Below are 22,061 nucleotides of genomic sequence, written 5' to 3'. Positions count from 1 at the left end.
CAGGGCCGGGCAGCACGGGCAGGATGGACCGTTCGGCCAGAGCGCCGTGGCCGATATCCCGACGCGACGGGCCGCGCAGCATTTTGACTTCGCCCACGCAGTAGGGCGGGAAGTTGTAGTGGAGCATGAAACGCTTGTGCGTCTCGCCGTTAAGCGTCTCGATCTTCTGCTCATCGCCGGTGGAGCCGAGCGTGGCCACGCAAAGGGCCTTGGTTTCGCCCCGGGCGAACAGCGCGGAACCGTGGGTGCGCGGCAGCACGCCCACTTCGATGCCGATGGGACGCACCGTGGTGACGTTGCGGCCATCGAGGCGGATGCCGGTGTCCTTGATCAGGGCGCGCAGCAGCTTCTTCTCCATGGTCTCCAGGATCTCGCCGGCCTTCATCTTGTAGGCCGGGGTCTCCGGAAAGGCAGCGACCACGGCTTCGATGACGGCGGCCTTGACGGCGCGGCGCGCATCGCGGCGGGCCATCTTTTCCTTGATGGTGAAGGCTTCCTTGAGCTTGGCTTCGCCGGCTTCGCGCACCACGGTTTCCAGCTCGGCCACGGTCGTCGGCGGGGTGAAGACGATTTTGGGCTTGCCGGCCTTTTCGCGCATCTCTTCCTGGAGGTCGAGCAGCGGCAGCACGGAGGTGTGGCCAAATTCCAGGGCGTCAGCCAGCAGATCCTCGGAAACAAAGCGTCCGCCGCCTTCGACCATGACCACCGCGTCGCGGGAGGCGGCGAAGACCAGATTGAGCATGGAGTCGGCGTTGATCTGGGACACGGTCGGGTTCAGCACAAACTGGCCGTCGATGTAGCCCACCCGGCCGCCGGCGATGGGGCCGTGGAAGGGAATCTTGGACAGGTGCAGGGCCGTGGACGCGCCGGTCAGGGCCAGAACGTCAGGCTCGATGGTGCCGTCGGCCGAGAGCACCGTGGCGATGATCTGCACTTCGTCGCGGAAGCCCTTGGGGAAAAGCGGCCGGCAGGGGCGGTCGATCAGGCGGCACACGAGCACTTCGCGCTCGGAGGGGCGGCCGATTTCGCGGCGGAAATAGGAACCCGGGATGCGCCCGGCAGCGTAGGCCATTTCCTGGTAGTCGACGACCAGGGGGAAAAAGCCTTTTTCCTCGGCCAGGGCCTGGGTGCAGACCGTGACCAGCACAACCGTGCCGCCGGACTGGATCCAGACCGCGCCATCAGCCTGATTGGCCAGGCGGCCGGTCTCGATGATGATCGGCGTATTGCCGATGGTGGCTTGGAGGCGGATGGGATCGAAAGACATTGTCATAGGCACCTCATGAGATGAAGGGAGCGGCAGTGAAAAGCGGTCTGCCCTCCCGCCATGCAGCAGGCGCGACAACTGCCGGGACGCGTGTCCCGAGAGCGGGCGCGCATAATGCATGCGCGGGAAGGCGGGGTCCGGCGAACCGGACCCCGTTTGTGCGGACTACTTGCGGATGCCAAGCTTCGCGATCAGGTCGCGATAGCGTTGAACGTCCTTCTTCTTCAGGTAGTTAAGAAGTTTACGGCGCTGGCCGACCATCTTCAAAAGGCCCGTGCGGGAGTGGAAGTCCTTGGGGTGGCTCTTGAAATGTTCGGTCAGGTACACGATACGCGCCGTCAGCAGAGCGACCTGGACCTCGGGGGAGCCGGTGTCGCCTTCGTGCTTCTGGTGTCCGTTGATGACTTGGGCCTTGCTGTCGGCAGTCATAACCACAGCGATATCCTCCTGTTTAAGGGGTGCTTTGGCGCGCGGGGGCGTCAGTGCCGTCGCGCCGGGCCGGTTGCGGGTCGCCGAAGAGACCGCGCACAATGGCCCACCTGAGCCTGCCGTCCGTCGCCTCGGCCCTGGCCAGAGCCAGGGGCAGGCGGGCTTCACTGACGAGCAGGGCGTACGTTTGGTCCGGAAAACCGTCGCCGACAGGGATTCGGATACCCCGCCGGACCTGTTCGGCTGCCGGATCGTCCAGGACGACGGTTGGCCAGTGGGGCAGGGCGGCATCGAGCGGAATGATCCGCCCGGGCAGCGACTGCGGGTCGGCCAGGATGTCGTCCAGGTTGTGCGCCTGGGCCAGTTCAAAGGGACGGCTCGCCTCCCGGGTAAGGGCAGTCATGATCGCGCCGCACTCCATTCGCATCCCCAGGCTGTGGACCAGGGAGCGTATGTAGACGCCGGCGGATACCCGTACCCGGAAGGTTGCCGACGGCGGGTCGACCGATACGGCCCGCGCGTCGAAAACAGAAATGTCCTTGACCTTCACCGGAGCGGCCAGACCCTTGCGGGCCAGTTCGTACAGGGGCCGTCCCTGGTGTTTGGCCGCCGAGTAGGGCGGTACTTCCTGGCTGGTCAGTTCGCGCCAGGACTCGATGGCGGCTGTGAGCGCCTCGGGCGTCACGTGGGCTGCGGATGCTTCAGCGGTCACGGCACCCTGGCTGTCGTAGGTATCCGTGGTCTGGCCCAGGGTCAAGGCGCCGAAATAGGTCTTCTCGCCCTCCATGATGTAGGGGGCGATCTTGGTGGCCTCGCCGAGAAGCACCACCAGCACGCCGCAAGCCAGCGGGTCCAGGGTGCCGGCATGGCCGATCTTTTTCTGGCCCAGCCGCTTGATGGCCGTCAGGCACCGGGTCGAGGTCGGCCCGGTGGGCTTGTCGAGAACCAGGACGCCATGGAGCTGGGGCAGGGGATACTTCTCAGCCACAAAGCGGCTCCACAACCTTGCAAAGGGCCGCGGCCAGGGTGGCCTCGGCCTCGGCCAGGGGCATGGCCAGTTTGCCGCCCGAGGCGTTTTTATGGCCGCCACCGCCAAAAGACGCGGCCACGGTCTGGATGTTGACCGCCCCGACCGAGCGCAGGGAAAATTTCACGCCGCCTTCGGGCAGTTCGCGCACCAATAAGGCCGCCTGGACACCCTTGATGCGCAGGGCATTGTTGATAAGCCCCTCGCAGTCCTCGGGCGTGGTCTGGGTGCGGATAAACATCTCCTGCGATACCCTGATCGTGCCCACCTGTCCATGGCAGCACACCGACAGGCCGGCCAGGACCTCGGACCACAGGCGCACCCGGTTCATGCTCCACTGGTTTTTGATGCGCGCCCCGATGGTCCCGACGTCCAGGCCGCCCCGGATCATTTCGGCGATAAGCTCCAGGCATACGGCCGTGGTGCCGCTGAAGCTGAAAAATCCGGTGTCCGTGGCCATGGCCGTGTAGAGGGCCTCGGCCAGGGGGCCGGTCAGGGGAATGCCCAGGTCCTTGGCGATAAGGGCCACCATCTCGCCGGTGGCGCTGCGGGCGGGATCGATCCAGTTGACCGCCCCGAAGCCGGGATTGCCCAGATGGTGGTCGATGACGGCCACCCGGGCCGGATCGAGCAGCTTTTCCAGATCGCCCAGGCGCGGGCCGTCGCCGCAGTCGAGCACGATGGCCAGATCGTAGGCGTCGGCATCGTCCCGAGGCCGCTCGATCAGCGGCGCGGGCAGGTCCATCCAGCCATACTGGGGCGGAACGGGCGAATCATTGACCAGGGAAAAATTCTTGCCCAGGGCCTCGAGGATAAAGCCCATGGCTGCCGTCGAACCCAGGGCGTCGCCGTCGGGAGCGGCATGGGCGGCCACCAGAAAGTTCTGGCCGGCCCGGATGCGGCGGACGATCTCAAGCCTCGGGTCGGGCATAAACCATGTCCTCCAGATAGGTGTCGCGGGAAAAGCGCAGGTCGGGCACGAACTTCATGGACAGGCGCTTGCCGAGCTGGGTGCGCAGAAAGCCCCGGGCCTGTTCCAGGGCCTTGGCTGCGCCAGCCAGACGGGCCTCGTCGCCGCTCATGGTATAAAAAACCTGGGCGATGGAGAGGTCGGCGTTAAGCGTCACGCCGCTTATGGTGACAAGTTCGAGCCGGGGGTCCCGGACATCTTCGAGAAGGGCCATGGCCATTTCCCGGGCAATCTGGTCGGCGAGGCGGTGTGAGCGCCGCGATGCGGTACGTTTCATGAAGGGTTCCGATCAATCAGAGCGTTAAAATTTCAATGTCGTCGTAGACAAGTTCGGCCAGGGCGGCGGCTTCCACCATGTTCACGGCTTTTTGCAAGAGCCCCCGGGCGTGGGTGGCGTCGTTTGACACGGTGACGGCAGCCAGCACCAGGGTGTCCCAGGATTCCTGCATGGCCACTTCGGCGGCAGCCACGTTGAATTTGTTGCGCAGTTTGTGTTTGAGGCTCTGGGCCACGCGACGTTTGCCCTTGAGGGAGTCGTTGCCGTGGAGGGCGAATTGGAGTGTGAGGACGCCTACGACCATGCGCTGTCTTCCCCGGTCGGCGGGGGGTGGTTGGAAAACCGGTCAGTATGGGACATGGCCGCAGCCTCGCGGCATACGGCCATGTTCCGATAAAGGGGCGGGCATCCGCCCCGTGCATGCATTTACAAAGTGGCCCGTTCTTCCACCGACTCGAAGGCTTCGATCACGTCGGCAACCTTGATGTCGTTGAAGTTTTCGAGGCCAACGCCACACTCGTAGCCCTTGGTGACTTCCTTGACGTCGTCCTTGAAGCGGCGAAGCGAGGCCAGCTTGCCGGTGTAGACCACCACGCCGTCGCGCAAGAGGCGCACCCCGGCGTTGCGGGTCAGCTTGCCGTCCATGACGGCGCAACCGGCCACGGTGCCGACCTTGGGCACGCTGAAGGTGTCGCGCACTTCGGCCTGGCCCAGGTACTGCTCGCGAATGAGCGGGGCGAGCATACCGGACATGGCGTCTTTGATCTCGCTGACGACCTTGTAGATGATGTCGTAGAAGCGCACGTCAACGCTCTCGCGTTCGGCCATTTCCTTGACCTTGATCGTCGGGCGCACATTGAACCCGATGATGATGGCCGAGGAGGCCGAGGCGAGCAGCACGTCGGATTCGGTGATGGCCCCGGCTCCGGCATGGATGATGTTGACTTTGACCTTGTCGGTGGACAGCTTTTTCAGCGCATCGGCAATGGCTTCAAGCGAGCCCTGCACGTCGGCCTTGAGCACCAGATTAAGCGTCTGGGCCTCGGCTTCGGGGCGGCTGGCCAGGAAGGTTTCGAGCGTGACCTTGGAGGCCTTGCCCAGTTCCCGTTCCCGCTGCTTGGTGGCCCGGGTCTCGGCGATGCGGCGGGCGACCTTTTCGTCCTCGACGCCGACGAACTCGTCGCCGGCCTCGGGCACGCCCTCAAAGCCCTGGACCTCGATGGGCATGGCCGGTCCGGCTTCCTTGATCTTGCGACCCTGGTCGTCGAAACAGGCCCGGACCCGGCCGGAGAACACGCCGCAGACAAAGACGTCGCCCTGATGCAGGGTGCCGTCCTGGATGAGCACCGTGGCCACGGGACCGCGACCCTTGTCCAGACGGGCTTCGACAATATGGCCCCGGGCGCGCTTGCTCGGATTGGCCGAGAGCTGCAGCACTTCGGCCTGCAGAAGGATCATTTCCAGCAGTTCGTCCAGGCCGAGCTTCTGCTTGGCCGAGACCTGGGCGAAGATGGTATCGCCGCCCCATTCTTCAGGCACAAGGCCGAGTTCGCCCAGTTCGCGCTTGACCCGGTCGGGGTTGGCGTCGGGCTTGTCGATCTTGTTGACGGCGACCACGATGGGCACGCCGGCTGCCCGGGAGTGGTTGACCGCTTCGCGGGTCTGATCCATGACGCCGTCGTCGGCAGCCACGACCAGGACCACGATGTCGGTGACCTGGGCGCCGCGGGCACGCATGGCGGTAAAGGCCTCGTGGCCCGGGGTGTCGAGGAAGACGATGTCGCCGCGGTTGGTGGTGACATGGTAGGCGCCGATGTGCTGGGTGATGCCGCCGGCCTCGCCGGAAACCACGTTGGAGAGGCGGATGGCATCGAGCAGCGACGTCTTGCCGTGGTCGACGTGGCCCATGATGGTCACGACCGGCGGACGCGGCTTCTTGTCTTCTGGCTTATCGATCTCGGCATTGATGATGTAGTCGTCTTCCGAGAAGCCCGACTTTTCGATTTCGAAACCGAATTCGGCCGCAGCCAGGGTGGCGGTCTCGATATCCAGCGACTGGTTGATGGTCACCAGCGCGCCGAGACCGAGCAGGACCTTGATCAGATCCTGGGCCTTGGAACCCATCTGCTTGGCCAGATCCGAGACGCGGATGGTTTCTTCCATCCGGATCTTGCGCTTGGCCGCCTTCATCGGCTGGGCACCGGCATCGGACTTGGAACCCAGGAAGTCGTCGCGGTTTTTCTTGCGCTTGAACTTCCCGCCGCGACCACCGGTGCGATCCTGGACGTCGCCGGCCTTGCGCTTGCCGCCCTTGCCGGCGGCGGCATTCTTGCGGCGTTCCTCTTCCGTGGTCTGGCCTCCGAATTCCACGACGCGGCGGTCTTTCTTGCGCTTCTTGTCGTCGCCGGTGCCGGGAGCCGGCGGCATCCCGGGCACCGGACGGCCGGCCGGACGGGGTCCGCCAGGCGTGAAGCCGGGAGCGCCGGGACGGCCGGGGCCGCCGGGACGGCCGGGACCGCCGGGACGCTGGCTGTCGCCGGTCGCGGGGCGGCGCGTATCCGGAGCGGGCGGCCGCTTGGGATCGGGCATGGAAATGATGCGCACCTTGGGAGCCGGAGCCGGCTCGGGGCGACGCGGCCGTTTGGCCCGCTTGTCCTCTTCGGACTCGCCGGCAGCGGCCGGGGCCGGGGTGTCGCCGGTGGCCGGCGTCTGGCCGGCCGTCGGGGCCGGAGCCTGGGCTTCGGCGGCCGGGGCCTGGACCTCGGGCGACTGGGGCGACGGGGACGTCGGCTCGGCCGCAGCGACCGTCTCGGTCACAACCGGTTCGGGCGCGACCGGGGCCGGCTCTTCGACCTTCTCGGCCTCGGGCCGCTCGATGATCCGGGCGGTTGTGGCCGGTCGGACGATGCGGGCGTTGCCGGACTGGGGCGCGGGGCGCGGCGGCTGGGCCGCAGGCTCTTCGTCCCGGGGCGCGGCAAAGGCCTCGAAATCCTCGGCCTGGGGCCGATAATCGGCGTCCACGCTGTCGTCGAGGTCGCTTTCGACCGGGGCCTGGGGTGCGGCCACGACCGGCGCTTCGTCCGGGGTCGGGGTCTCGGGAATTGCTTCCCGGGGTACGTCCGTGGCGTCGGCGGCCGGGGGGTGGGGGCGGCCTTGCGGCGGCGGACGATGACGCCGGGCGACACCTCGGTATCGATGACCTGGGTACGACTGGGCGATCCCTGGCGCACGCGGGCGCGCAGCTGGGCGGCTTCCTCATCGGTCAACGTGCCCATCTGGCTTTTGACCTGGATGCCGAGCTCGCGCAGGATTTGCAGCATGTCCTTGTTGGACAGGCTCAGATCCTTGGCAATGTCCTTGATTCTAATCTTATTCACCTTGACCCCCCCTCCGTCGCCTGGGCCGACCGGAGTATTTCAAAAATTTCTCGGCGCATTCGGGGTTGGCGCAGAGATAGTGCCCGCGTCCGGGCATGGCGGCCCGGGGATCGGGCGCAAGTCCCGTCCCCCCGCCCACGGCCGCGACGTGTCGCCCAAGCTCGCTTTTGGGAAAGCGGCCCCGGCAGATCACGCACATACGCACCGGCCGCGCCGGCCGATCATGCGACTTGCCGCGTGTCATCAGGCCTCGTCCGGTTTTTGCGCATCCTCGATTGGCGCGCTGTCCGTATCGGTTTGCGCCATCTCAGACGACTCCTGGACCTCGTCGTTGGCCACGCCTTCGTCGGCCTCCTCATCGGAGGGCGTCTCCTCGGGCTTGGCAAACGCGCCCATAAGCTTGAGCGCCGCGCGCAGGTCGTCGCGTTTGGCCGGCGTCATGCCGGCAATGGCGTCGATGGCTGCGTCGTCGGCTTCGGCCAGCTGTTCCATGCTGCCGAAACCGGCGGAGATGATGTTGTCCACATGGATCTCGGCCACGCTGGCCAGCTGCTCCAGGAATTTCTTGGAGGCATTGACTTCGCGGAACCGGGATTCGGTAAAGATGTCGATCTTCCAGCCCAGAAGCTTGGCGGCCAGCTTCACGTTTTGGCCCTTGCGGCCGATGGCCAGGTTGAGCTGGTCGTCGGTGACCACCACTTCCAGGGATTTCTCGTCCTCGTCCACGGAGATCCGGGTGACCCGGGCCGGGGACAGGGCGTTGGCGGCGTAGGAAGCGATTTCGGGGTTCCACACCACGATGTCGATGCGCTCGCCGCGCAGTTCCTGGACGATGTTCTGGATGCGCGAGCCGCGGATGCCGACGCAGGCGCCCACCGGATCGACGTCGCGGTCCTTGGACACCACGGCCACCTTGGCCCGGGAGCCGGGATCGCGCGAGACGCCGACGATCTTGACGGTGCCGTCGGAAACTTCCGGCACTTCGCGGGCGAAAAGGGCTTTCATGTACTCGCCGTGGGTGCGCGAGACAATGATCTGGGGTCCGCGTCCGGACGGCAGGACTTCGATGATAAAGGCCTGGACCCGGTCGCCGCGCTTGTAGCGCTCGCGGGGGATCTGCTCTTCCTTGGGGAGGAGGGCCTCGGTGCGGCCGAGGTTGATGATCCAGCCGGCCCGGTCGCGGCGCTGGATGATGCCGGAAATGATTTCGCCCTTGCGGTCCTTGTATTCCTCGTAGATGATTTCCTGCTCGGCATCGCGCATCCGCTGGATGATCACCTGTTTGGCGGACTGGGCGGCGATGCGGCCGAGGTCTTCCACGGCCAGCTTGAAGCCCATCTCGTCTTCGAGGACGACATTGGGGTCGATGGCCCGGGCTTCGGACAGGCAGATCTCGGCGGCCGGATCGGCCACGTCGTCGTCTTCCACCACAACCTTGAACTGGTAGACTTCGATCTCACCCTGCTCGTCGTTGTAGCTGACCTCGACGTCGAGATTTTCGCCGTATTTGCGGATGACCGACGAACGGACGGCTTCTTCCAGGGTATCGACCAGCAGGTCGCGGTCAATGCCACGGTCCTTGCTGATTTGATCGATGGCTTTTTTCAGTTCAGTCATGAGGTTGCCTCCGGGCTGCCGTAGGGAGAGTCGTCGCCGTCGGCCTCTCCTTCGGGTGTGGCGTCAAATGCGTGGATGAGACGGAGCTTGTCCGCCTCGGCAAAATCAAAGGAAATCGGGAAAGATTTGGGACCCGGGTCTGCAGTCATGGACACGGTGGTGCCGGCCTGGGCGGTGAGGATGCCCCGGAAACGCTTGCGCCCGTCTATGGGGACGGACAACTTGGCCTCGATCTCCCGGCCGATGTATCCGGAGAGCTGCTGCGGCTCGAAAAAACGCCGCGACAGGCCCGGTGACGACACTTCCAGCACATAGGCGCCGTGGAAATATTCCTCGACCTCAAGCAATGAGCCGAGGTGGCGGCTGACCCGGGCGCATTCGGCGATGGTCACGCCCAGGCGCTCGGGTGTGCGCGGGGTCTCGGCCGCAAGGTCGAGATACAGGCGCACCAATTGCCGGTGCCCGGCCGCGGCCAGCTCGACCCCCCAGACGGTGAGGCCCAGGGTGGCGAGAAAGGGAGTGATAAGCTCCCGGATTTTATCGGACACGGCGCTTGTACGATGCATGGTTTCCTTGGTCAGCAAAAAAAATGTGGACCGATCGTCAGGCCCACCTTGTCACGACAACCGTTCGGTTGGGAGACTCAGGTTTGGAGCGGGCGACGAGATTCGAACTCGCGACACCAAGCTTGGGAAGCTTGTACTCTACCAACTGAGCTACGCCCGCTCGAATGGAAGGAAATACCACTTCACCCGTTTTTGTCAAGCTGCATGGCCGATGGGCCAAAAAAAACACGACCCCTCAGCCCGCTCTCCCGGCGGTGGCCCGAGGCTCGCCCGGCCGGGTTCCCTGCCTGTGGCCCGCATGTTGCAACATGGCCGGCCGAGGAGGAACGCCGCCATGGAAATGAGTATGTACAGCGCTGTCTTCGGGGCACTTTCCACCGAAACCCGCTTGAATATCTCCGCCAATAATTTGGCGAACATCAACACGACCGGCTACAAGCGCGACCGGGTTTCCTTCGAGGACACCTTTTTCCGCTACGCCCATGACTATCATGTCGATCCGCGCGGCGATATCCGGCAAAAACAGCTCCTCCCGCGGGCCGACCTCATTGCCAAGCCCCGGCTGGCCATGCAGCAGATCGACTTCGCCCAGGGCGGGCTGGTCGCCACCGGCAATCCCCTGGATATGGCCATCCAGGGACCGGGCTTTTTCAAGGTGGCCGGCGCGGGCGGCACTGCCTACACCAGAAACGGGGCCTTTCACCGCTCGGCCGAGGGGATGCTGGTCAATGACCAGGACCTGCCGGTGCTTGGCAACGGCGGCCCCATCCAGCTGCCCGAAGGCCGGGTCTCCGTGGACGGCACCGGTGCAGTCTATGTTGATGGGGCCCAGGTCGGCCAGGTCGACGTGGTCACCGTGCAAAATTCCGACGCCCTGCAGAAATTCGGGGCCAACCTCTATACGCCCCAGGCCGGGGCCACCATCCAGGAAGGGGCGGCCGAGGTCGGACGGACCGAAGTGGCCCAGGGCTTTCTGGAAAAACCCAATGTCGAGGTCGTGGAGGAGATGGTCAGCATGATTGAAACCCAGCGGACCTTTGAGGCCTACCAGAAGGTCATGACCAGTTCCAACGAACTCGACACCAAGGCCATCCGCGTCGGTACCGACAGGAGCTAAGGCCCAATTCCCGGAGGAAACCAGTTATGATGCGCTCCCTTTGGACGGCCTCCACCGGCATGGTGGCCATGCAGATGCAGATCGACACCATGTCCAACAACCTGGCCAACGTAAATACCGTGGGCTTTAAAAAGAGCCGGGCCGAGTTCGAGGACCTCATGTACCAGACCCTGCAGGTGGCCGGCACCGAAACCGTGGGCGGCAACCGCCTGCCCACCGGCCTGCAGGTCGGCCTTGGCGTCAAACCGACGACGGTGCACAAGTTCTTCACCCAGGGCGACATGCAAAACACCGGCAACCAGCTGGACATCGCCATCCAGGGCGAAGGGTTTTTCAAGGTCGACGTCAACGGCCGGGAACTCTACACCCGGGCCGGGTCGTTCAAGCTCAACCAGGACGGCACCATCGTCACGGCCAACGGCTATCCGCTCCAGCCGACCTTTTCCGTGCCGACCGAAACCAAGACCATCACCATTACGGAAAACGGCCACCTGTCCTGCCTCGATTCCAACAGCGCCGAGCTGGCCGCAACCGACATCCCGCTTTACACCTTCATCAATAACGCCGGCATGACCGCCGAGGGACGAAACCTCTATTCGCCAAGCCAGGCCTCGGGCGCGGCCAACGAGGTCACCCCCGGCAACCAGAACGCCGGCACCCTGGCCCAGGGATTCCTGGAAATGTCCAACGTGGAACTGGTGGACGAAATGGTCGGCCTGATCGTTGGCCAGCGCGCCTACGAGGCCAACTCCAAGGCCATCACCACGGCGGACTCCATGTTGCAGACCGCGGTCAACGTGAAGCGCTAGGCGCCTGGGCGATCATCCCGCAGGAGGGCATATGGGACGTTCATTGCTTCGTATCCTGGCCGGTCTGGGTCTTGCCGCCGCCGTTGTCCTGGCGGCCTTGCCGGCCGGGGCCGGGTTGTGGCGGCTGTCCGTCAGGGACGCGGCCACGGCTGCCGGCGAGCGGGTGCTCTTATCCGAAATCGCCGAACCCCAGGGCGAATTCCCGGCCGACGCCTGGGCCGCGCTCGGGGCCACGCCACTGTGGTACGCCCCGGAGACCGTGGGCCGCCAAGCCGTCATTCCCTCGGCCAAGGTGCTGGAAGGGCTGCGCTATTACCTGCGTGACGCCCCGGTGGAATTTGCCCTGCCGACCCAGCTGACCCTGGCCCGGGGGGGGAAGGTGGTGGCGGCGGCCGAACTTCGGACCATGGCCGTCGAAACATTGACACCCAAGATGGCGGCCCTTGGCGGCGAAGCCCGGCTGGTGTCGGTGACGGCCCCGGACCACCTCTTTGTGGACGACCATGCCACTGTCGGCATTGACGTTTCCGAGATCATACCGGGCAAGACGGCCTTTCGCTACGTCGTTGCCGGACCCGGGGCAAGGATTTTGCAACAGGTGGCGGCAGAGGCCGTGGTCGAGCATGTCGCCCGGGTCCCCGTGGCCATCAAGAGCATTCTTCCCAAGGACGGAGCCGCCGTGGAACAGATCGCCTACGTGTACGAGCGCCGCAACATGGCCGGCATCAAGGGGCGGTTGTTCGATCCGGCGGGCGGCCAGTGGCGGGCGCGCCGGGGAGTGGGGCCGGGCCAGATCATCATGGCCGACGACATGGAGCCGATGCCGCTCATTACCCGGGGCGATCAGGTCCGGTTGATCTACGAAGGCCGGGCCGTGCGCCTGACCATGCTGGCCGAAGCCATCTCCGACGGTGCGCCCGGCGGCAAGATAACGGTCAAGAATTCGAAGAATTCCAAGGAAATCATCGGTGTTGTCCGGGACAGCACCACGGTTGTGATCCAGTAAACGAGTCTGCCCGAGGCGCGCACACGGATTGTGACGCAAAGGATTGAGTGCCATGATACGCAAACAACTTATCCCCCTGGCTCTGGTCACGGCCGCCCTGGCCGCCTGCGCCCCGGCCTCCAAGCAGGCCGCCCCGGCCCCGCAGGTCACGCCGCCCGTGGCCAAGGCCCCGCCGCCGGCCGACAACCCCGGTTCCATCTACAGCCAGAGCCAGCCCACCTTCTTGTTTGACGATACCAGGGCCCGGCGCATCGGCGACATCGTCACGGTCAACATCGTGGACACGTCCAAGTCCGACCTCAAGGCCGAGACCAAAAACGACAAGACCTCCAGCACCAACCTCGGGGTGCAGAATTATTTCGGCGGCAAGGAAATCGCCGGCAACCTGTCCGGCCAGCTCGGCGGCCCGGCCTTCGGCATGAAGGGGCTTATCGGCTCCGATCCCATGGTCCAGGCCTCGATTGCCGAGAAGTTCCAGAGCAAGGGCGAGACCAAGCGCGAATCCGCCGTCACCGCCTCCATCGGTTGCCGCATCGTCAATATCCTGCCCGGCGGGGTGATGCAGGTCGAAGGGGCGCGCCAGACCCGGGTCAACAACGAAAACCAGATCATCGTGGTCCGGGGGCTGGTGCGGCCCATCGACATCGGTCCGGCCAACACCGTGCCCTCCACCCAGCTGGCGGATTGCCAGATCGAATACTACGGCGAGGGCGATCTGGCCGACCGGCAGAAAAGCGGTTGGCTGACCCGCATCCTCGACAACGTGTGGCCGTTTTAAGCCTCGCATACAGGGAGCGTAAGGATATGCACCCCAACTTCGCTAGGATGGCAACCCGTGCCCTGGCCCGACCACACCCGGCAGCGCCGCTGCTGGCCGCCCTGGTCCTCATGGCCCTGGTGCTCGGTCTGGTCCACACCGCCCACAGCGCCCGCATCAAGGATCTGGCCTCGGTTTCCGGCATGCGCAAGAACCAGCTCGTGGGCTATGGCCTAGTGGTCGGCCTTTCGGGCACGGGCGACCAGCGCGGCTCGGATTTCACGGTCCAGTCCATCTACAACATGCTCGACAAGATGGGCGTGCGGGTGGACAAGGCCACGCTGAAGCCCAAGAACGTGGCCGCGGTCATGGTCACGGCCCAGATGCCGGTGTCGTCCAAGCCCGGCAGCCGCATCGACGTCACGGTGTCCTCCATCGGCGACTCGACGAGCCTGCTTGGCGGCGTGCTTCTGGTCACGCCCTTGAAGGGCATCGACGGCAACATCTATACCATCGCCCAGGGATCGGTCCTGGTCGGCGGCGTGTCGGCCCAGGGGGCCGGAGCCTCGGTCTCCAAGAACATCACCACCGTCGGCATCGTGCCCGGCGGCGGCAATGTCGAGCGGGCCGTGCCGTTCTCCTTCAACGAACAGCCCGACCTCACCCTGTCCCTGCGCACCCCGGATTTTTCCACGGCCGCCCGCATGGCCAAGCGTGTGAACGAAACCATGGGCTCGGCCATGGCCACGGCCATCGACGCCGGCACCGTGCGTCTGGCCGTGCCGCCCGAGAACCAGGGCAACCTGACCATGCTCATGGCCTCCATCGAGAATATCGACGTCATGCCGGACCAGCGCGCCCGGGTGGTGGTGGACGAAAAGACCGGCACCGTCGTGCTTGGCCAAAACGTCCAGATTTCCCCGGTGGCCATCACCCACGGCAATCTCCAGATCCAGGTCCAGGAATCGGCCGATGTGTCCCAGCCGCTGCCTTTCTCGGGCGGCCAGACCGTGGTCACGCCCCAGACCAACATCGCCATCAACGAAGAGAACCGCAAACTCAAGATGATCGAGGGCGCAACCCTCCAGGAACTGGTTGAAGGCTTAAACGCCCTGGGGGCCACACCCCGCGACCTGATCAGCATCCTGCGCACCCTGGAAGCCTCCGGTGCCCTGTCCGCCGACCTGGAGGTCAACTAGCCGTGAACGCGCCCGAAGGCATGGCCGATCTGGCCGCAACCAGCGCTTTGCAAGGCGATGTAGCCCAAAAGCTGCAGATCGACGCCCTGCAAAAAAGCCTCTCCGGTGGCGGCGACACCAAAGAGGCCAAGCTGCGCAAGGCCTGCCAGGGCTTCGAGTCGGTGTTCATCTCCAAGCTCTTTGCCCAGATGCGGGCCACTGTGCCCAAGGACGGGATGCTCCACGGCCAGTACGAGGACCAGTATTATTCCATGTTCGACAAGGCCATGTGCGACAAGATGGCCGAGTCCGGCGGCATCGGGCTGGCCGACATGATGTACCGCCAGCTCAAGAGCCGGGTGTCCGGCGGCGGGGAGAAGGCCGGCATCGGCGACGTGCTCCCGGCCAACCAGCCGGTCGGCAAAAACGGCGTGGCTTCCGACCGTCTGGCCATGCCGGCGGCGGGGCTGCCGCCCGGCCCGCGTTCGGTGCCGTCCCAGAGCCTCTCGCCGGCCGTGACCGCCGCCCTGGCCCGTCCCGGAACGGCCCTGCTGGCCCCGTCCCATGAGCCGGCCGCCGGCAGCAGCCAAAATACTGACGACATCTCGGCCGAGATCCAGGCCGCCGAACCCATGGCCGCGCCCACCACCGGCTCCATCACTTCGGAGTACGGCTGGCGCACCGACCCCTTCAAGGGCAAGCAGGCCTGGCACGCCGGCATGGACATCGCCGCAGCCGAGGGCGATCCCGTGGCCGCCTGCTGGGAAGGCACCGTGACCTATGCCGGCAACAAGGGCGGCTACGGCAATGTCGTGGAGATCGAGCATGCCGGCGGCTGGAAGAGCGTGTACGGACATTTGCGCAGTTACGGCGTCCAGGTCGGCGACACCGTGGCGGCTGGCGGAAAAATTGCAGAGGTTGGCAGTACCGGGCGTTCAACCGGGCCGCATTTGCACTTTGAGATGCGTCGGGGCAGCCAGACCGTGGATCCCCACAGCCTGCTGGCCCAGGCCGGAGTCCTTCAGGAATCTCTGTAACACGCTGTAATTGAGAAAGAAATCGAGGCTGGGCATGATCGGGCGCATACTGTCAAACCTGCGACGGCAACACGGGGCCGTCTGCCTGCTGGAAAGCCTGCTGGCGGAAGAATTTTCCCATCTTTCGGAGCGAAGCCCCGGAGCCGTGGCCACCGTGGAATTTTCCATCCAGGAATTGCTGCGCCAGCTGGCTGTCGAGCGCAGACACCTGCACGCCCTGTATGCCGCCATGAACCCGGCGGCCAAGCGGCTGGTCGACGTTGTCGGCAGCTTCGACCAGGAGTCCCGGCAGACGGCCCAGGCCCTTGTGGCCGCCATCGACACGGTGGAGCAGCGCAGCGCCAGACAGGCCACGCGCAACTACTCCATGGCCCTTGGCCTCTACGACCTGACCAAGTCGAGCCTGGACAACCTGCAAAAGCTCCTTATCCCCAAAAAGGCCGTGTACGGTTCCCGGGGCCGCATCGCCTCGGCCACGCCGGCACCGGGCCTCATTAACGGGAGGCTCTAATGGCCGGCCTCTCCTCCCTGCTCAATATCGGCAATTCGGCGTTGCGGGCCAGCCAGGCCAGCCTGCAGGTTACCAGCAACAACATCGCCAATGTCGATACCCAAGGGTACAGCCGCCAGTCGGTTGTGCTCAAGGACGGGCAGTACACCACCACGGTGCCGGGCCAGATCGGTTCCGGCGTGGTGGCCCAGGAGGTGGTGCGCTCCCATGATGCCTTCATCGAGGCCCAGTATCTGGACAAGCTCTCGACCCGCGACCGCTTCCAGACCCTGTACAACGGTCTTTCCAGCGTTCAGAATCTGGTCAACGAGTCCAATACCAGCGGCACCAGCACGGCCCTGAGCACGTTTTTTGACGACTGGGGCGACCTGACCACCAGCCCGGACAGCGAAGCCGTCCGCCAGACCATGGTCGACGACACCGAGACCATGCTGAGCCTTATTCGGGCCACGGCCGACTCCATGACCCAGCTCGAGGACCAGGCCAACCAGAGCATCGCCGCCGGCGTGGTTACCTTGAATACTCTTTCCACTGATATTGCCGAACTCAATCGGCAGATCAACATGACCCAGATCGACGGGCAAAGCATTCCCAACGGGCTCTACGACCAGCGCGACAGCAAGGTGCGCGAGCTGGCCGCCCTGGTCGACATCAGCGTCATCGACAACGGCAAGGGCGACATCACCATCAACACCCAGTCCGGCCAGACCATCGTGGACGGGGTGGAGTCCTACGAGTTCAAGTTCGAGCAGGGCAAGACCGTACGCCAGCTTTCGGCCGCCTCCATGACCGCCGGCTGTGACGCCCAGGCCTACTACGAGGGTTCCGACACCAGCGAATACACGCTCAAGGTGTCGGCCGGCGGTCCTGTGGGCGGTACTGCCGCCTTCGAGGTGTCCCTGGACGGGGGCAAGACCTGGCTGACCAACGAAGACGGCACCCGGGCGACCTACACGGCCGATGTCGAAACCGGCAAGGTGGCGGTGGGGGATCTCGACATCTGGTTTGGCACCATGACCGACCCCGAGGCCACGACGGTCGACGACCTCAACGTCGGCGACACCTTCACCCTGGTCCCCAAAAAGGCCCTGTACTGGTATACCACGGCCGGCACGCCGGAAAACATCACGCCCCAGCAGTTTGCCGACGGCACCGACAACCCCCGGCGGCTGACCGGCGGCTCCCTGGCCGGCGCATTCGAATTTCGCGACGAGGAACTCGGCGGCTATCAGGCCAGCCTCGACGCCATGGCGGAAAGCATGGTCTGGGAGGTCAACCGCATCCACTCCCAGGGCGCGGGCCTGACCAATTTTGGTTCGGTCCAGGGGACCAACACCGTGGCCGACAGCAGCTACAGCCTGACCAGCCCCTCCTCGGGACTGGTCTACGGCAACAGGCTCCAGTCCGGCGCGTCCATGATCTACGCCTACGATGCCAACGGTGTTTTTTCGACCAGCGCCGCCGTCACCTTCACGCCGGGCGACACCTCGCCGCCGGGCGATTCTCTCGACACCATCGTGACCAAGATCAATGCCGCCTTTCCCGGCGTGCTCACCGCCTCGGTGGTCAACAACCAGCTCTCCATCATCGGCCAGGGCGGCAGCACCTTCCAGTTCGGCGATGATTCCGCCGGCCTGTGGGCCGCGCTTGGCGTCAACACCCTGTTGACCGGCTCCACGGCCTCGGACCTGGCGGTTAACGGCGTGGTGGCCAACGACGTCAACCGGGTCTGCGCCGGCCATGTGGGCACAAGCGGGCTGGTGGCCAAGGGCGACAACACCACGGCCAAGTCCATGGTCGCATTGGAAACCTCCCCGGTGGATTTCATTGTCACCGGCAAGGCCACCAGCTCCCAGAGCCTTGGCGACTACTACGCCGCCCTGGTCGGCAAGGTCGGCTCGGACACCGCCACCGCCTCCTATCAGGCCAGCTACAACACCACCCTGGCCGCCCAGCTCAATGAACAGCAACTGGCCGTGTCAGGCGTCAACCTCGACGAGGAACTGACCAACCTCATCAAATTTCAGCATTCCTATCAGGCCGCCGCAAAGCTCATCAGCACTGCCGATGCGCTGTTTGAAACGGTATTGGGGCTTAAAAACTAGCTCTCGGAGGTCCCCATGGCCATACGCGTCACCCAGCAAAGCATCTACGGATCGATCATCCGGCACAATAACTCCTCCCTGAGCAATCTCATGGAGACCAATCTCCAGTCGGCCACCCAAAAGCGCATCAATGCGCCGTCCGACGACCCCAATGGCGCGGTCATGGTGCTGCAGACCCGTTGCGACATAACCCAGCTCACCCAGTACAAGCGCAATATCGACAGCGCCGAAGGCTGGCTGACCCAGTCCGATAGCGCACTTTCTTCGGTCAGTTCGCTCATCTCCACCATCAAGGGCTATGCCGAGCAGGGGGCCACCGGGTCTGTCACCGAGGAAAACCGGGGCGAAATCGCCTCGGCCGTGCGCCAGTATTTCCAGCAGCTCATCTCCCTGTCCAACACCACCTATAACCAGAATTCGATTTTCGCCGGCCAGAAGGCCGATACCGAGGCCTTCTCCCAGTCCTTGTGGATGAACTCCAACGACACGGACTTTGACGCGGCCCTGGCCGCCAACAACGGGTTCACCATTGCCGGCGACTCGGCTTCCACGGTGCTCGTGCAGTTCACGAGCGAAGACACCGTCGGCCATCAGCCGACCTTTGATTATTCCACCGACGGCGGGAACACCTGGACCACCGGCAGCTACAATCCCGCACCCACGGCCACCACCCAGGAGCTCAACCTCGGGGGCGTGACCATGACCATGGGCAATGCCTCGCTCGATGCCGTGACCGCCTGCGCCGACCATGACGACCAGGACGGCACCTGGATGTGGATCCGGCCCGCCGCCGTGTATAACGGCAACACCAACGACGACATCACCGTGACCAACACCACGTCTCCGACCACAGCCGTGGTCGGCACGGCGGCCGGGAATTTTTCCGGCAACGTCAACGTGCGCATTGACGAAGACTGCGATTTTTCATCCGCAACGTCGTTTGCCTTCTCCTACAGCACCGACGGCGGCCGCTCCTGGGTGACGGGCAACACCTCCGGGGTCGTGGACACCGGGGCCGGAACGGTCAGCCTGCCGGTGCCCGGCGGGTCCCTGACCCTGACCGCCAACGGCGACGCGCTCACGGCCGGCGAGCAGTTTTTCATCCAGCCCAGCACAGCCGACATCTCGATGGGCATTTCCCCCACCGATTCCGTGGTGGTCAATGGCGTTGGCAAGGACATTTTCGGCGGCGTCTACAACAATCAGGTCGTGACCTTCGAGGGCTCGGATGAGTCCAATCTGTTTGAGGCCGTGGGCAAGCTCGTGGGCTATCTGGAGACCAACAACCAGCAGGGCTGCCAGGAGGCCCTGGACCAGCTCACGGCGGCTCAGGAGCAGGTGCTGACCGTGGCGGCGTCTGTGGGCGCCCGGGAAAACCGTGTGACCGCTGCCGGGACCATGGTGGATACCCTGGCGGAAAACGCCGGCACCACGCTTAGCAAGGTGGAGGATGCGGACCTGACCGCACTCATCACCAAACTGGCCGAGCAGGAGCTGGCCTACCAGGCGGTGCTCAAGTCCTCGAGCACGGTGATGAACCTGTCGCTGGTCAACTATATTTAGACCGAGCCGCAACAGCCGTTGACAAGAGGCTGGACGCGCGGCTACAAGGTTTCATAACCGGGCGCGAAGACGGAATTTTTCGTGTCCAGAACCACAATTGGGGGCGTGGGCGTTCATGCTCATCTTGACCCGAAGGCCGGGCGAAAGCCTGCATCTCGGCGACCACATCAAGATCACCGTCCTGGGCGTCCAGGGCAAGCAGATCAAAATCGGGCTGGAAGTGCCTGATGATATGCAGGTGTATCGGGAAGAGGTCTACCTGCGGGTGCTGGAGCAGAATCGGCAAGCTCTATGCGCCACGGATTCCGATGTCCTGGCGGCGGCGAAGTTATGGCCAAAAAAGACGAACGAGTAGTGGACACGCGCCTTGGGCGCATGGTCTTGCCCGAAGATCGGGTATTGCTGTTTCCCCGGGGTCTTATCGGCTTCATGGAGCATCGTGAATTCACGTTGATCCAGGTGCGGGAAGATTCCCCCTTTCTGGTGCTGCAAAGCTTAAACGATCCCTCGCTGGGCCTTCTTGTGGCCGACCCGTACACGTTTATGACGGAGTACGAGGTGGTCATCGGCGAAGCGGACCGCAAGCTGCTTGGCATCGATACCCGGGAACAGGCCAGCCTTTTGGTCACTGTGACCATACCGCAAGGGATGCCCGAGCGGACCACCCTTAATCTCAGCGGGCCCATCGTGGTCAACAATCAGGCCCGCATCGGGCTGCAGATTCCCCAGACCGATTCGCGTTATCCGGCCCACTATACGCCGGGTATGGCTCTGCTTAAAAAAAGCTGACGCCTGCCCGGATCCGGTCCGGGAAGGCGTCAGCCATCATGTGCGATGTTGTGTCGACTAGCCGAACAGCTCTGCGTCCATCGTCAGGAGCTTTTCGGCTATTTTTTTGGAGTCGGGCTGGTAGGTGCCGGCATCGACCTGGGCCTTTAAGGCGGCCACCTTGTCGGCCCGGCTCTCAGGGGCTTCCTGGGCCGTGCGCGTGGCCACGGATACAAGCCGGGCGTCGTCAGAGAGCGTCACCCGGTCCGAAGACCCGGACGAGCGGCCCGCATCTGCACTTTTCCCCCGCGAAACATTTGAGGATTCGCCGGAGTCACCGCGCCCGACGCGGTTTTGGCCATAGCCCTGATTGATTCCAAGAACGTTTTTGATATCCATGGGGACCCCCCTCCCGCCTGTTCCGCTTTGTACTTATCGGTAGCGGGGGGACCGATGATTAGAGCATGGTTTCGTCAACTTTCTCCAGGGCCAATTCCCACAGTCGCCGCATGATGGCAACCTTCTCCTCTCCGTCGATGGGCTGCGGGTCCAAACCCGGCTCGTGCCTGAAAATACGCATCTCCTGATCTTCCGGAGGATAGGCAAAGATGAGGGGGAACCCGAGTTCCTCGGCAAGCTCAGCCTTGATCTCCTCCACAATCGGGGTGTCCGAACCGGCCACGATGCAGTTTTCCACGATCTCAGCCGCCACCCGTCCGACCAGCTCCCGGCGCTTGGCCTCCCGGGAGATGCGGACCTCGTCTTCGGCTCCGGCGGCGCGCAGGGACCGACGGTACCGGGCCAGTCGCCGGGCCGTGGTCACCTGCCGTCCGTAGGTGCGCAGCATGGCGCTTACCTGGTAGGGGATCGCGGTCAAGGCGTTTGGCTCCTTCTCACGGGTCTTATCGGACACTTCGGCTCAAGCTTTAGAGGTCTCCTCGAAAAAAATCCAGACCCAATGGCCGGGGGCCCCGTTCCCTGCTTCCTTGTATCGGCCTCGCCTTTGCCTTATAAGACGCTTCCCGGCCCGACCGGGACAACGTGAAACCGGACCCACGGTATGCAACGCACCATCAAGACCGTTCTCGTTATTTACAAGGCAGACCACGACAAGGCCAGGGGCATGGCCTGGACCGTGGCCGACTGGCTGGCCGAGCGCGGCGTCACCTGCCTGGTCCGGGAGAATCTGCCCGACGCCCCCCATGCCGTCATCCCGCCCGGAGCGATCGTCACGGCCCCGCCGGATCTGGCCCTGGTCCTCGGCGGCGACGGCACCATGCTCTCGGCCGCCCGCAAACGCCTGGTGGACGGGGTGCCGCTTTTGGGCCTGAACCTCGGCCGGGTGGGCTTTATGACCTCGGCCGGCATCGACGACTGGCAGGAGGTCTTGGCCGACATCCTGGCCAACGGCTTTGCCGAGGCCCGGCGGCTCATGATCGAGGTGACCGTCATCCGGGGCGAGGAGACGGTTTTTTCCACCATTTCCGTCAACGACGCCGTCATCAGCCGGGGGGCCATGGCCCGGCTGGCCGCCTTTGACGTGACCCTGGGCGACGGCGATGTCTGCACGCTTCGGGCCGACGGCGTGGTGATCTCGACCCCGACCGGTTCCACCGCCTACTGCGTCTCGGCCGGCGGGCCGCTCATTTATCCCGGCCTCGACGTTCTTTGCGTGGTGCC

Annotated in this window: 23 protein-coding genes, 1 tRNA gene and 1 pseudogene; 12 read left to right on the top strand and 13 right to left on the bottom strand. The window is 64.5% G+C overall.

What is annotated here, in order from left to right:
- From DVDV_RS16085 to DVDV_RS16035, 11 genes and pseudogenes are all read right to left on the bottom strand, one after another.
- Positions 1-1,273 (bottom strand): polyribonucleotide nucleotidyltransferase (locus tag DVDV_RS16085; protein ID WP_075355649.1); only part of this gene is annotated, 1,273 nt, incomplete at its 3' end.
- Positions 1,274-1,432: 159 nt separating this feature from the next.
- A complete protein-coding gene (gene rpsO / locus DVDV_RS16080; RefSeq protein WP_024825350.1) occupies positions 1,433-1,702 on the bottom strand; it encodes a 30S ribosomal protein S15 in 270 nt (89 codons plus the stop codon).
- Positions 1,703-1,718: 16 nt separating this feature from the next.
- Entirely contained in the window at positions 1,719-2,684 is a 966-nt protein-coding gene (gene truB / locus DVDV_RS16075; RefSeq protein ID WP_075355648.1) for a tRNA pseudouridine(55) synthase TruB, read from the bottom strand.
- Positions 2,677-3,654 carry a bifunctional oligoribonuclease/PAP phosphatase NrnA gene (locus DVDV_RS16070; RefSeq protein WP_075355647.1) on the bottom strand — a complete coding sequence of 326 codons (978 nt, stop codon included), beginning with the start codon at positions 3,652-3,654 and terminating at the stop codon, positions 2,677-2,679. The genes truB and DVDV_RS16070 overlap by 8 nt, the downstream gene beginning before the upstream one ends.
- A complete protein-coding gene (gene rbfA / locus DVDV_RS16065) occupies positions 3,635-3,970 on the bottom strand; it encodes a 30S ribosome-binding factor RbfA (RefSeq protein ID WP_075355646.1) in 336 nt (111 codons plus the stop codon). The genes DVDV_RS16070 and rbfA overlap by 20 nt, the downstream gene beginning before the upstream one ends.
- Positions 3,971-3,986: 16 nt before the next feature.
- A complete protein-coding gene (locus DVDV_RS16060; protein WP_075355645.1) occupies positions 3,987-4,274 on the bottom strand; it encodes a DUF503 domain-containing protein in 288 nt (95 codons plus the stop codon).
- Positions 4,275-4,396: 122 nt separating this feature from the next.
- Positions 4,397-7,347: pseudogene (gene infB, locus DVDV_RS16055) on the bottom strand (translation initiation factor IF-2).
- Positions 7,340-7,546 carry a YlxR family protein gene (locus tag DVDV_RS16050; protein WP_254845409.1) on the bottom strand — a complete coding sequence of 69 codons (207 nt, stop codon included), beginning with the start codon at positions 7,544-7,546 and terminating at the stop codon, positions 7,340-7,342. Before DVDV_RS16050 ends, infB begins: the two are co-directional and overlap by 8 nt.
- A gap of 44 nt (positions 7,547-7,590) precedes the next feature.
- On the bottom strand, positions 7,591-8,964 hold the full coding sequence (nusA, locus tag DVDV_RS16045) for a transcription termination factor NusA (protein ID WP_075355643.1): 1,374 nt from the start codon (positions 8,962-8,964) through the stop codon (positions 7,591-7,593).
- Positions 8,961-9,530 carry a ribosome maturation factor RimP gene (gene rimP / locus DVDV_RS16040; protein ID WP_075355642.1) on the bottom strand — a complete coding sequence of 190 codons (570 nt, stop codon included), beginning with the start codon at positions 9,528-9,530 and terminating at the stop codon, positions 8,961-8,963. Before rimP ends, nusA begins: the two co-directional genes overlap by 4 nt.
- Positions 9,531-9,614: 84 nt before the next feature.
- Positions 9,615-9,690, bottom strand: a tRNA-Gly gene (locus DVDV_RS16035).
- Positions 9,691-9,876: 186 nt separating this feature from the next.
- Between DVDV_RS16035 and flgF the strand changes: the two genes are divergently transcribed.
- From flgF to fliW, 11 genes are all read left to right on the top strand, one after another.
- The gene (gene flgF / locus DVDV_RS16030) at positions 9,877-10,647 is read left to right on the top strand and encodes a flagellar basal-body rod protein FlgF (protein ID WP_175577119.1); all 771 of its coding nucleotides are present in this window, start codon (positions 9,877-9,879) and stop codon (positions 10,645-10,647) included.
- Positions 10,648-10,673: 26 nt separating this feature from the next.
- On the top strand, positions 10,674-11,456 hold the full coding sequence (flgG, locus tag DVDV_RS16025) for a flagellar basal-body rod protein FlgG (RefSeq protein WP_075355640.1): 783 nt from the start codon (positions 10,674-10,676) through the stop codon (positions 11,454-11,456).
- Between the two features lie 31 nt (positions 11,457-11,487).
- The gene (flgA, locus tag DVDV_RS16020) at positions 11,488-12,462 is read left to right on the top strand and encodes a flagellar basal body P-ring formation chaperone FlgA (RefSeq protein ID WP_075355639.1); all 975 of its coding nucleotides are present in this window, start codon (positions 11,488-11,490) and stop codon (positions 12,460-12,462) included.
- A 52-nt stretch (positions 12,463-12,514) separates the two neighbouring features.
- Positions 12,515-13,240, top strand: coding sequence for a flagellar basal body L-ring protein FlgH (locus tag DVDV_RS16015; RefSeq protein ID WP_075355638.1), 726 nt, complete (start codon positions 12,515-12,517; stop codon positions 13,238-13,240).
- A gap of 26 nt (positions 13,241-13,266) precedes the next feature.
- Positions 13,267-14,418 (top strand): flagellar basal body P-ring protein FlgI, encoded by a 1,152-nt coding sequence (locus DVDV_RS16010; protein ID WP_075355637.1) that lies wholly within the window; start codon positions 13,267-13,269, stop codon positions 14,416-14,418.
- A 2-nt stretch (positions 14,419-14,420) separates the two neighbouring features.
- Entirely contained in the window at positions 14,421-15,434 is a 1,014-nt protein-coding gene (locus DVDV_RS16005) for a peptidoglycan DD-metalloendopeptidase family protein (protein WP_075355636.1), read from the top strand.
- 34 nt (positions 15,435-15,468) lie between these two features.
- Entirely contained in the window at positions 15,469-15,945 is a 477-nt protein-coding gene (gene flgN, locus DVDV_RS16000) for a flagellar export chaperone FlgN (protein WP_075355635.1), read from the top strand.
- A complete protein-coding gene (gene flgK / locus DVDV_RS15995; RefSeq protein WP_075355634.1) occupies positions 15,945-18,050 on the top strand; it encodes a flagellar hook-associated protein FlgK in 2,106 nt (701 codons plus the stop codon). Before flgN ends, flgK begins: the two co-directional genes overlap by 1 nt.
- 15 nt (positions 18,051-18,065) lie before the next feature.
- A complete protein-coding gene (locus tag DVDV_RS15990) occupies positions 18,066-19,613 on the top strand; it encodes a flagellar hook protein (protein WP_075355633.1) in 1,548 nt (515 codons plus the stop codon).
- A gap of 115 nt (positions 19,614-19,728) precedes the next feature.
- On the top strand, positions 19,729-19,968 hold the full coding sequence (gene csrA / locus DVDV_RS15985; RefSeq protein ID WP_043635971.1) for a carbon storage regulator CsrA: 240 nt from the start codon (positions 19,729-19,731) through the stop codon (positions 19,966-19,968).
- Positions 19,944-20,402 carry a flagellar assembly protein FliW gene (gene fliW / locus DVDV_RS15980; protein WP_075355632.1) on the top strand — a complete coding sequence of 153 codons (459 nt, stop codon included), beginning with the start codon at positions 19,944-19,946 and terminating at the stop codon, positions 20,400-20,402. The genes csrA and fliW overlap by 25 nt, the downstream gene beginning before the upstream one ends.
- A gap of 57 nt (positions 20,403-20,459) precedes the next feature.
- Here fliW and flgM read toward each other — a convergent pair whose 3' ends face one another.
- Complete coding sequence (flgM, locus tag DVDV_RS15975) at positions 20,460-20,780, bottom strand: flagellar biosynthesis anti-sigma factor FlgM (protein WP_075355631.1); 321 nt, start codon at positions 20,778-20,780, stop codon at positions 20,460-20,462.
- 58 nt (positions 20,781-20,838) lie between these two features.
- Positions 20,839-21,258 (bottom strand): DVU0524 family FlgM-associated protein, encoded by a 420-nt coding sequence (locus DVDV_RS15970; RefSeq protein ID WP_075355630.1) that lies wholly within the window; start codon positions 21,256-21,258, stop codon positions 20,839-20,841.
- 183 nt (positions 21,259-21,441) lie between these two features.
- On the opposite strand from DVDV_RS15970, the gene DVDV_RS15965 reads away from it, so the two are divergent.
- The coding region (locus DVDV_RS15965) for an NAD(+)/NADH kinase (protein ID WP_075355629.1) at positions 21,442-22,061 on the top strand (620 nt) is incomplete at its 3' end.

This window comes from Desulfovibrio sp. DV, from assembly GCF_001936595.1.
Classification (GTDB): Bacteria; Desulfobacterota; Desulfovibrionia; order Desulfovibrionales; family Desulfovibrionaceae; genus Solidesulfovibrio.
This window is presented reverse-complemented; position numbering and strand designations above follow the sequence as displayed.

Excerpts from the sequence above, each read along its gene's own strand:
- DVDV_RS16015 (WP_075355638.1), top strand. The coding sequence starts at position 12,515 with ATGATACGCAAACAACTTATCCCCCTGGCTCTGGTCACGGCCGCCCTG.
- flgG (WP_075355640.1), top strand. The coding sequence starts at position 10,674 with ATGATGCGCTCCCTTTGGACGGCCTCCACCGGCATGGTGGCCATGCAG.
- csrA (WP_043635971.1), top strand. The coding sequence starts at position 19,729 with ATGCTCATCTTGACCCGAAGGCCGGGCGAAAGCCTGCATCTCGGCGAC.
- DVDV_RS15990 (WP_075355633.1), top strand. The coding sequence starts at position 18,066 with ATGGCCATACGCGTCACCCAGCAAAGCATCTACGGATCGATCATCCGG.
- flgM (WP_075355631.1), bottom strand. The coding sequence starts at position 20,780 with ATGGATATCAAAAACGTTCTTGGAATCAATCAGGGCTATGGCCAAAAC.
- DVDV_RS16010 (WP_075355637.1), top strand. The coding sequence starts at position 13,267 with ATGCACCCCAACTTCGCTAGGATGGCAACCCGTGCCCTGGCCCGACCA.
- rimP (WP_075355642.1), bottom strand. The coding sequence starts at position 9,530 with ATGCATCGTACAAGCGCCGTGTCCGATAAAATCCGGGAGCTTATCACT.
- nusA (WP_075355643.1), bottom strand. The coding sequence starts at position 8,964 with ATGACTGAACTGAAAAAAGCCATCGATCAAATCAGCAAGGACCGTGGC.
- flgN (WP_075355635.1), top strand. The coding sequence starts at position 15,469 with ATGATCGGGCGCATACTGTCAAACCTGCGACGGCAACACGGGGCCGTC.
- flgA (WP_075355639.1), top strand. The coding sequence starts at position 11,488 with ATGGGACGTTCATTGCTTCGTATCCTGGCCGGTCTGGGTCTTGCCGCC.
- DVDV_RS16070 (WP_075355647.1), bottom strand. The coding sequence starts at position 3,654 with ATGCCCGACCCGAGGCTTGAGATCGTCCGCCGCATCCGGGCCGGCCAG.
- rbfA (WP_075355646.1), bottom strand. The coding sequence starts at position 3,970 with ATGAAACGTACCGCATCGCGGCGCTCACACCGCCTCGCCGACCAGATT.
- fliW (WP_075355632.1), top strand. The coding sequence starts at position 19,944 with ATGGCCAAAAAAGACGAACGAGTAGTGGACACGCGCCTTGGGCGCATG.
- flgF (WP_175577119.1), top strand. The coding sequence starts at position 9,877 with ATGTACAGCGCTGTCTTCGGGGCACTTTCCACCGAAACCCGCTTGAAT.
- DVDV_RS16050 (WP_254845409.1), bottom strand. The coding sequence starts at position 7,546 with ATGTGCGTGATCTGCCGGGGCCGCTTTCCCAAAAGCGAGCTTGGGCGA.
- DVDV_RS16060 (WP_075355645.1), bottom strand. The coding sequence starts at position 4,274 with ATGGTCGTAGGCGTCCTCACACTCCAATTCGCCCTCCACGGCAACGAC.
- flgK (WP_075355634.1), top strand. The coding sequence starts at position 15,945 with ATGGCCGGCCTCTCCTCCCTGCTCAATATCGGCAATTCGGCGTTGCGG.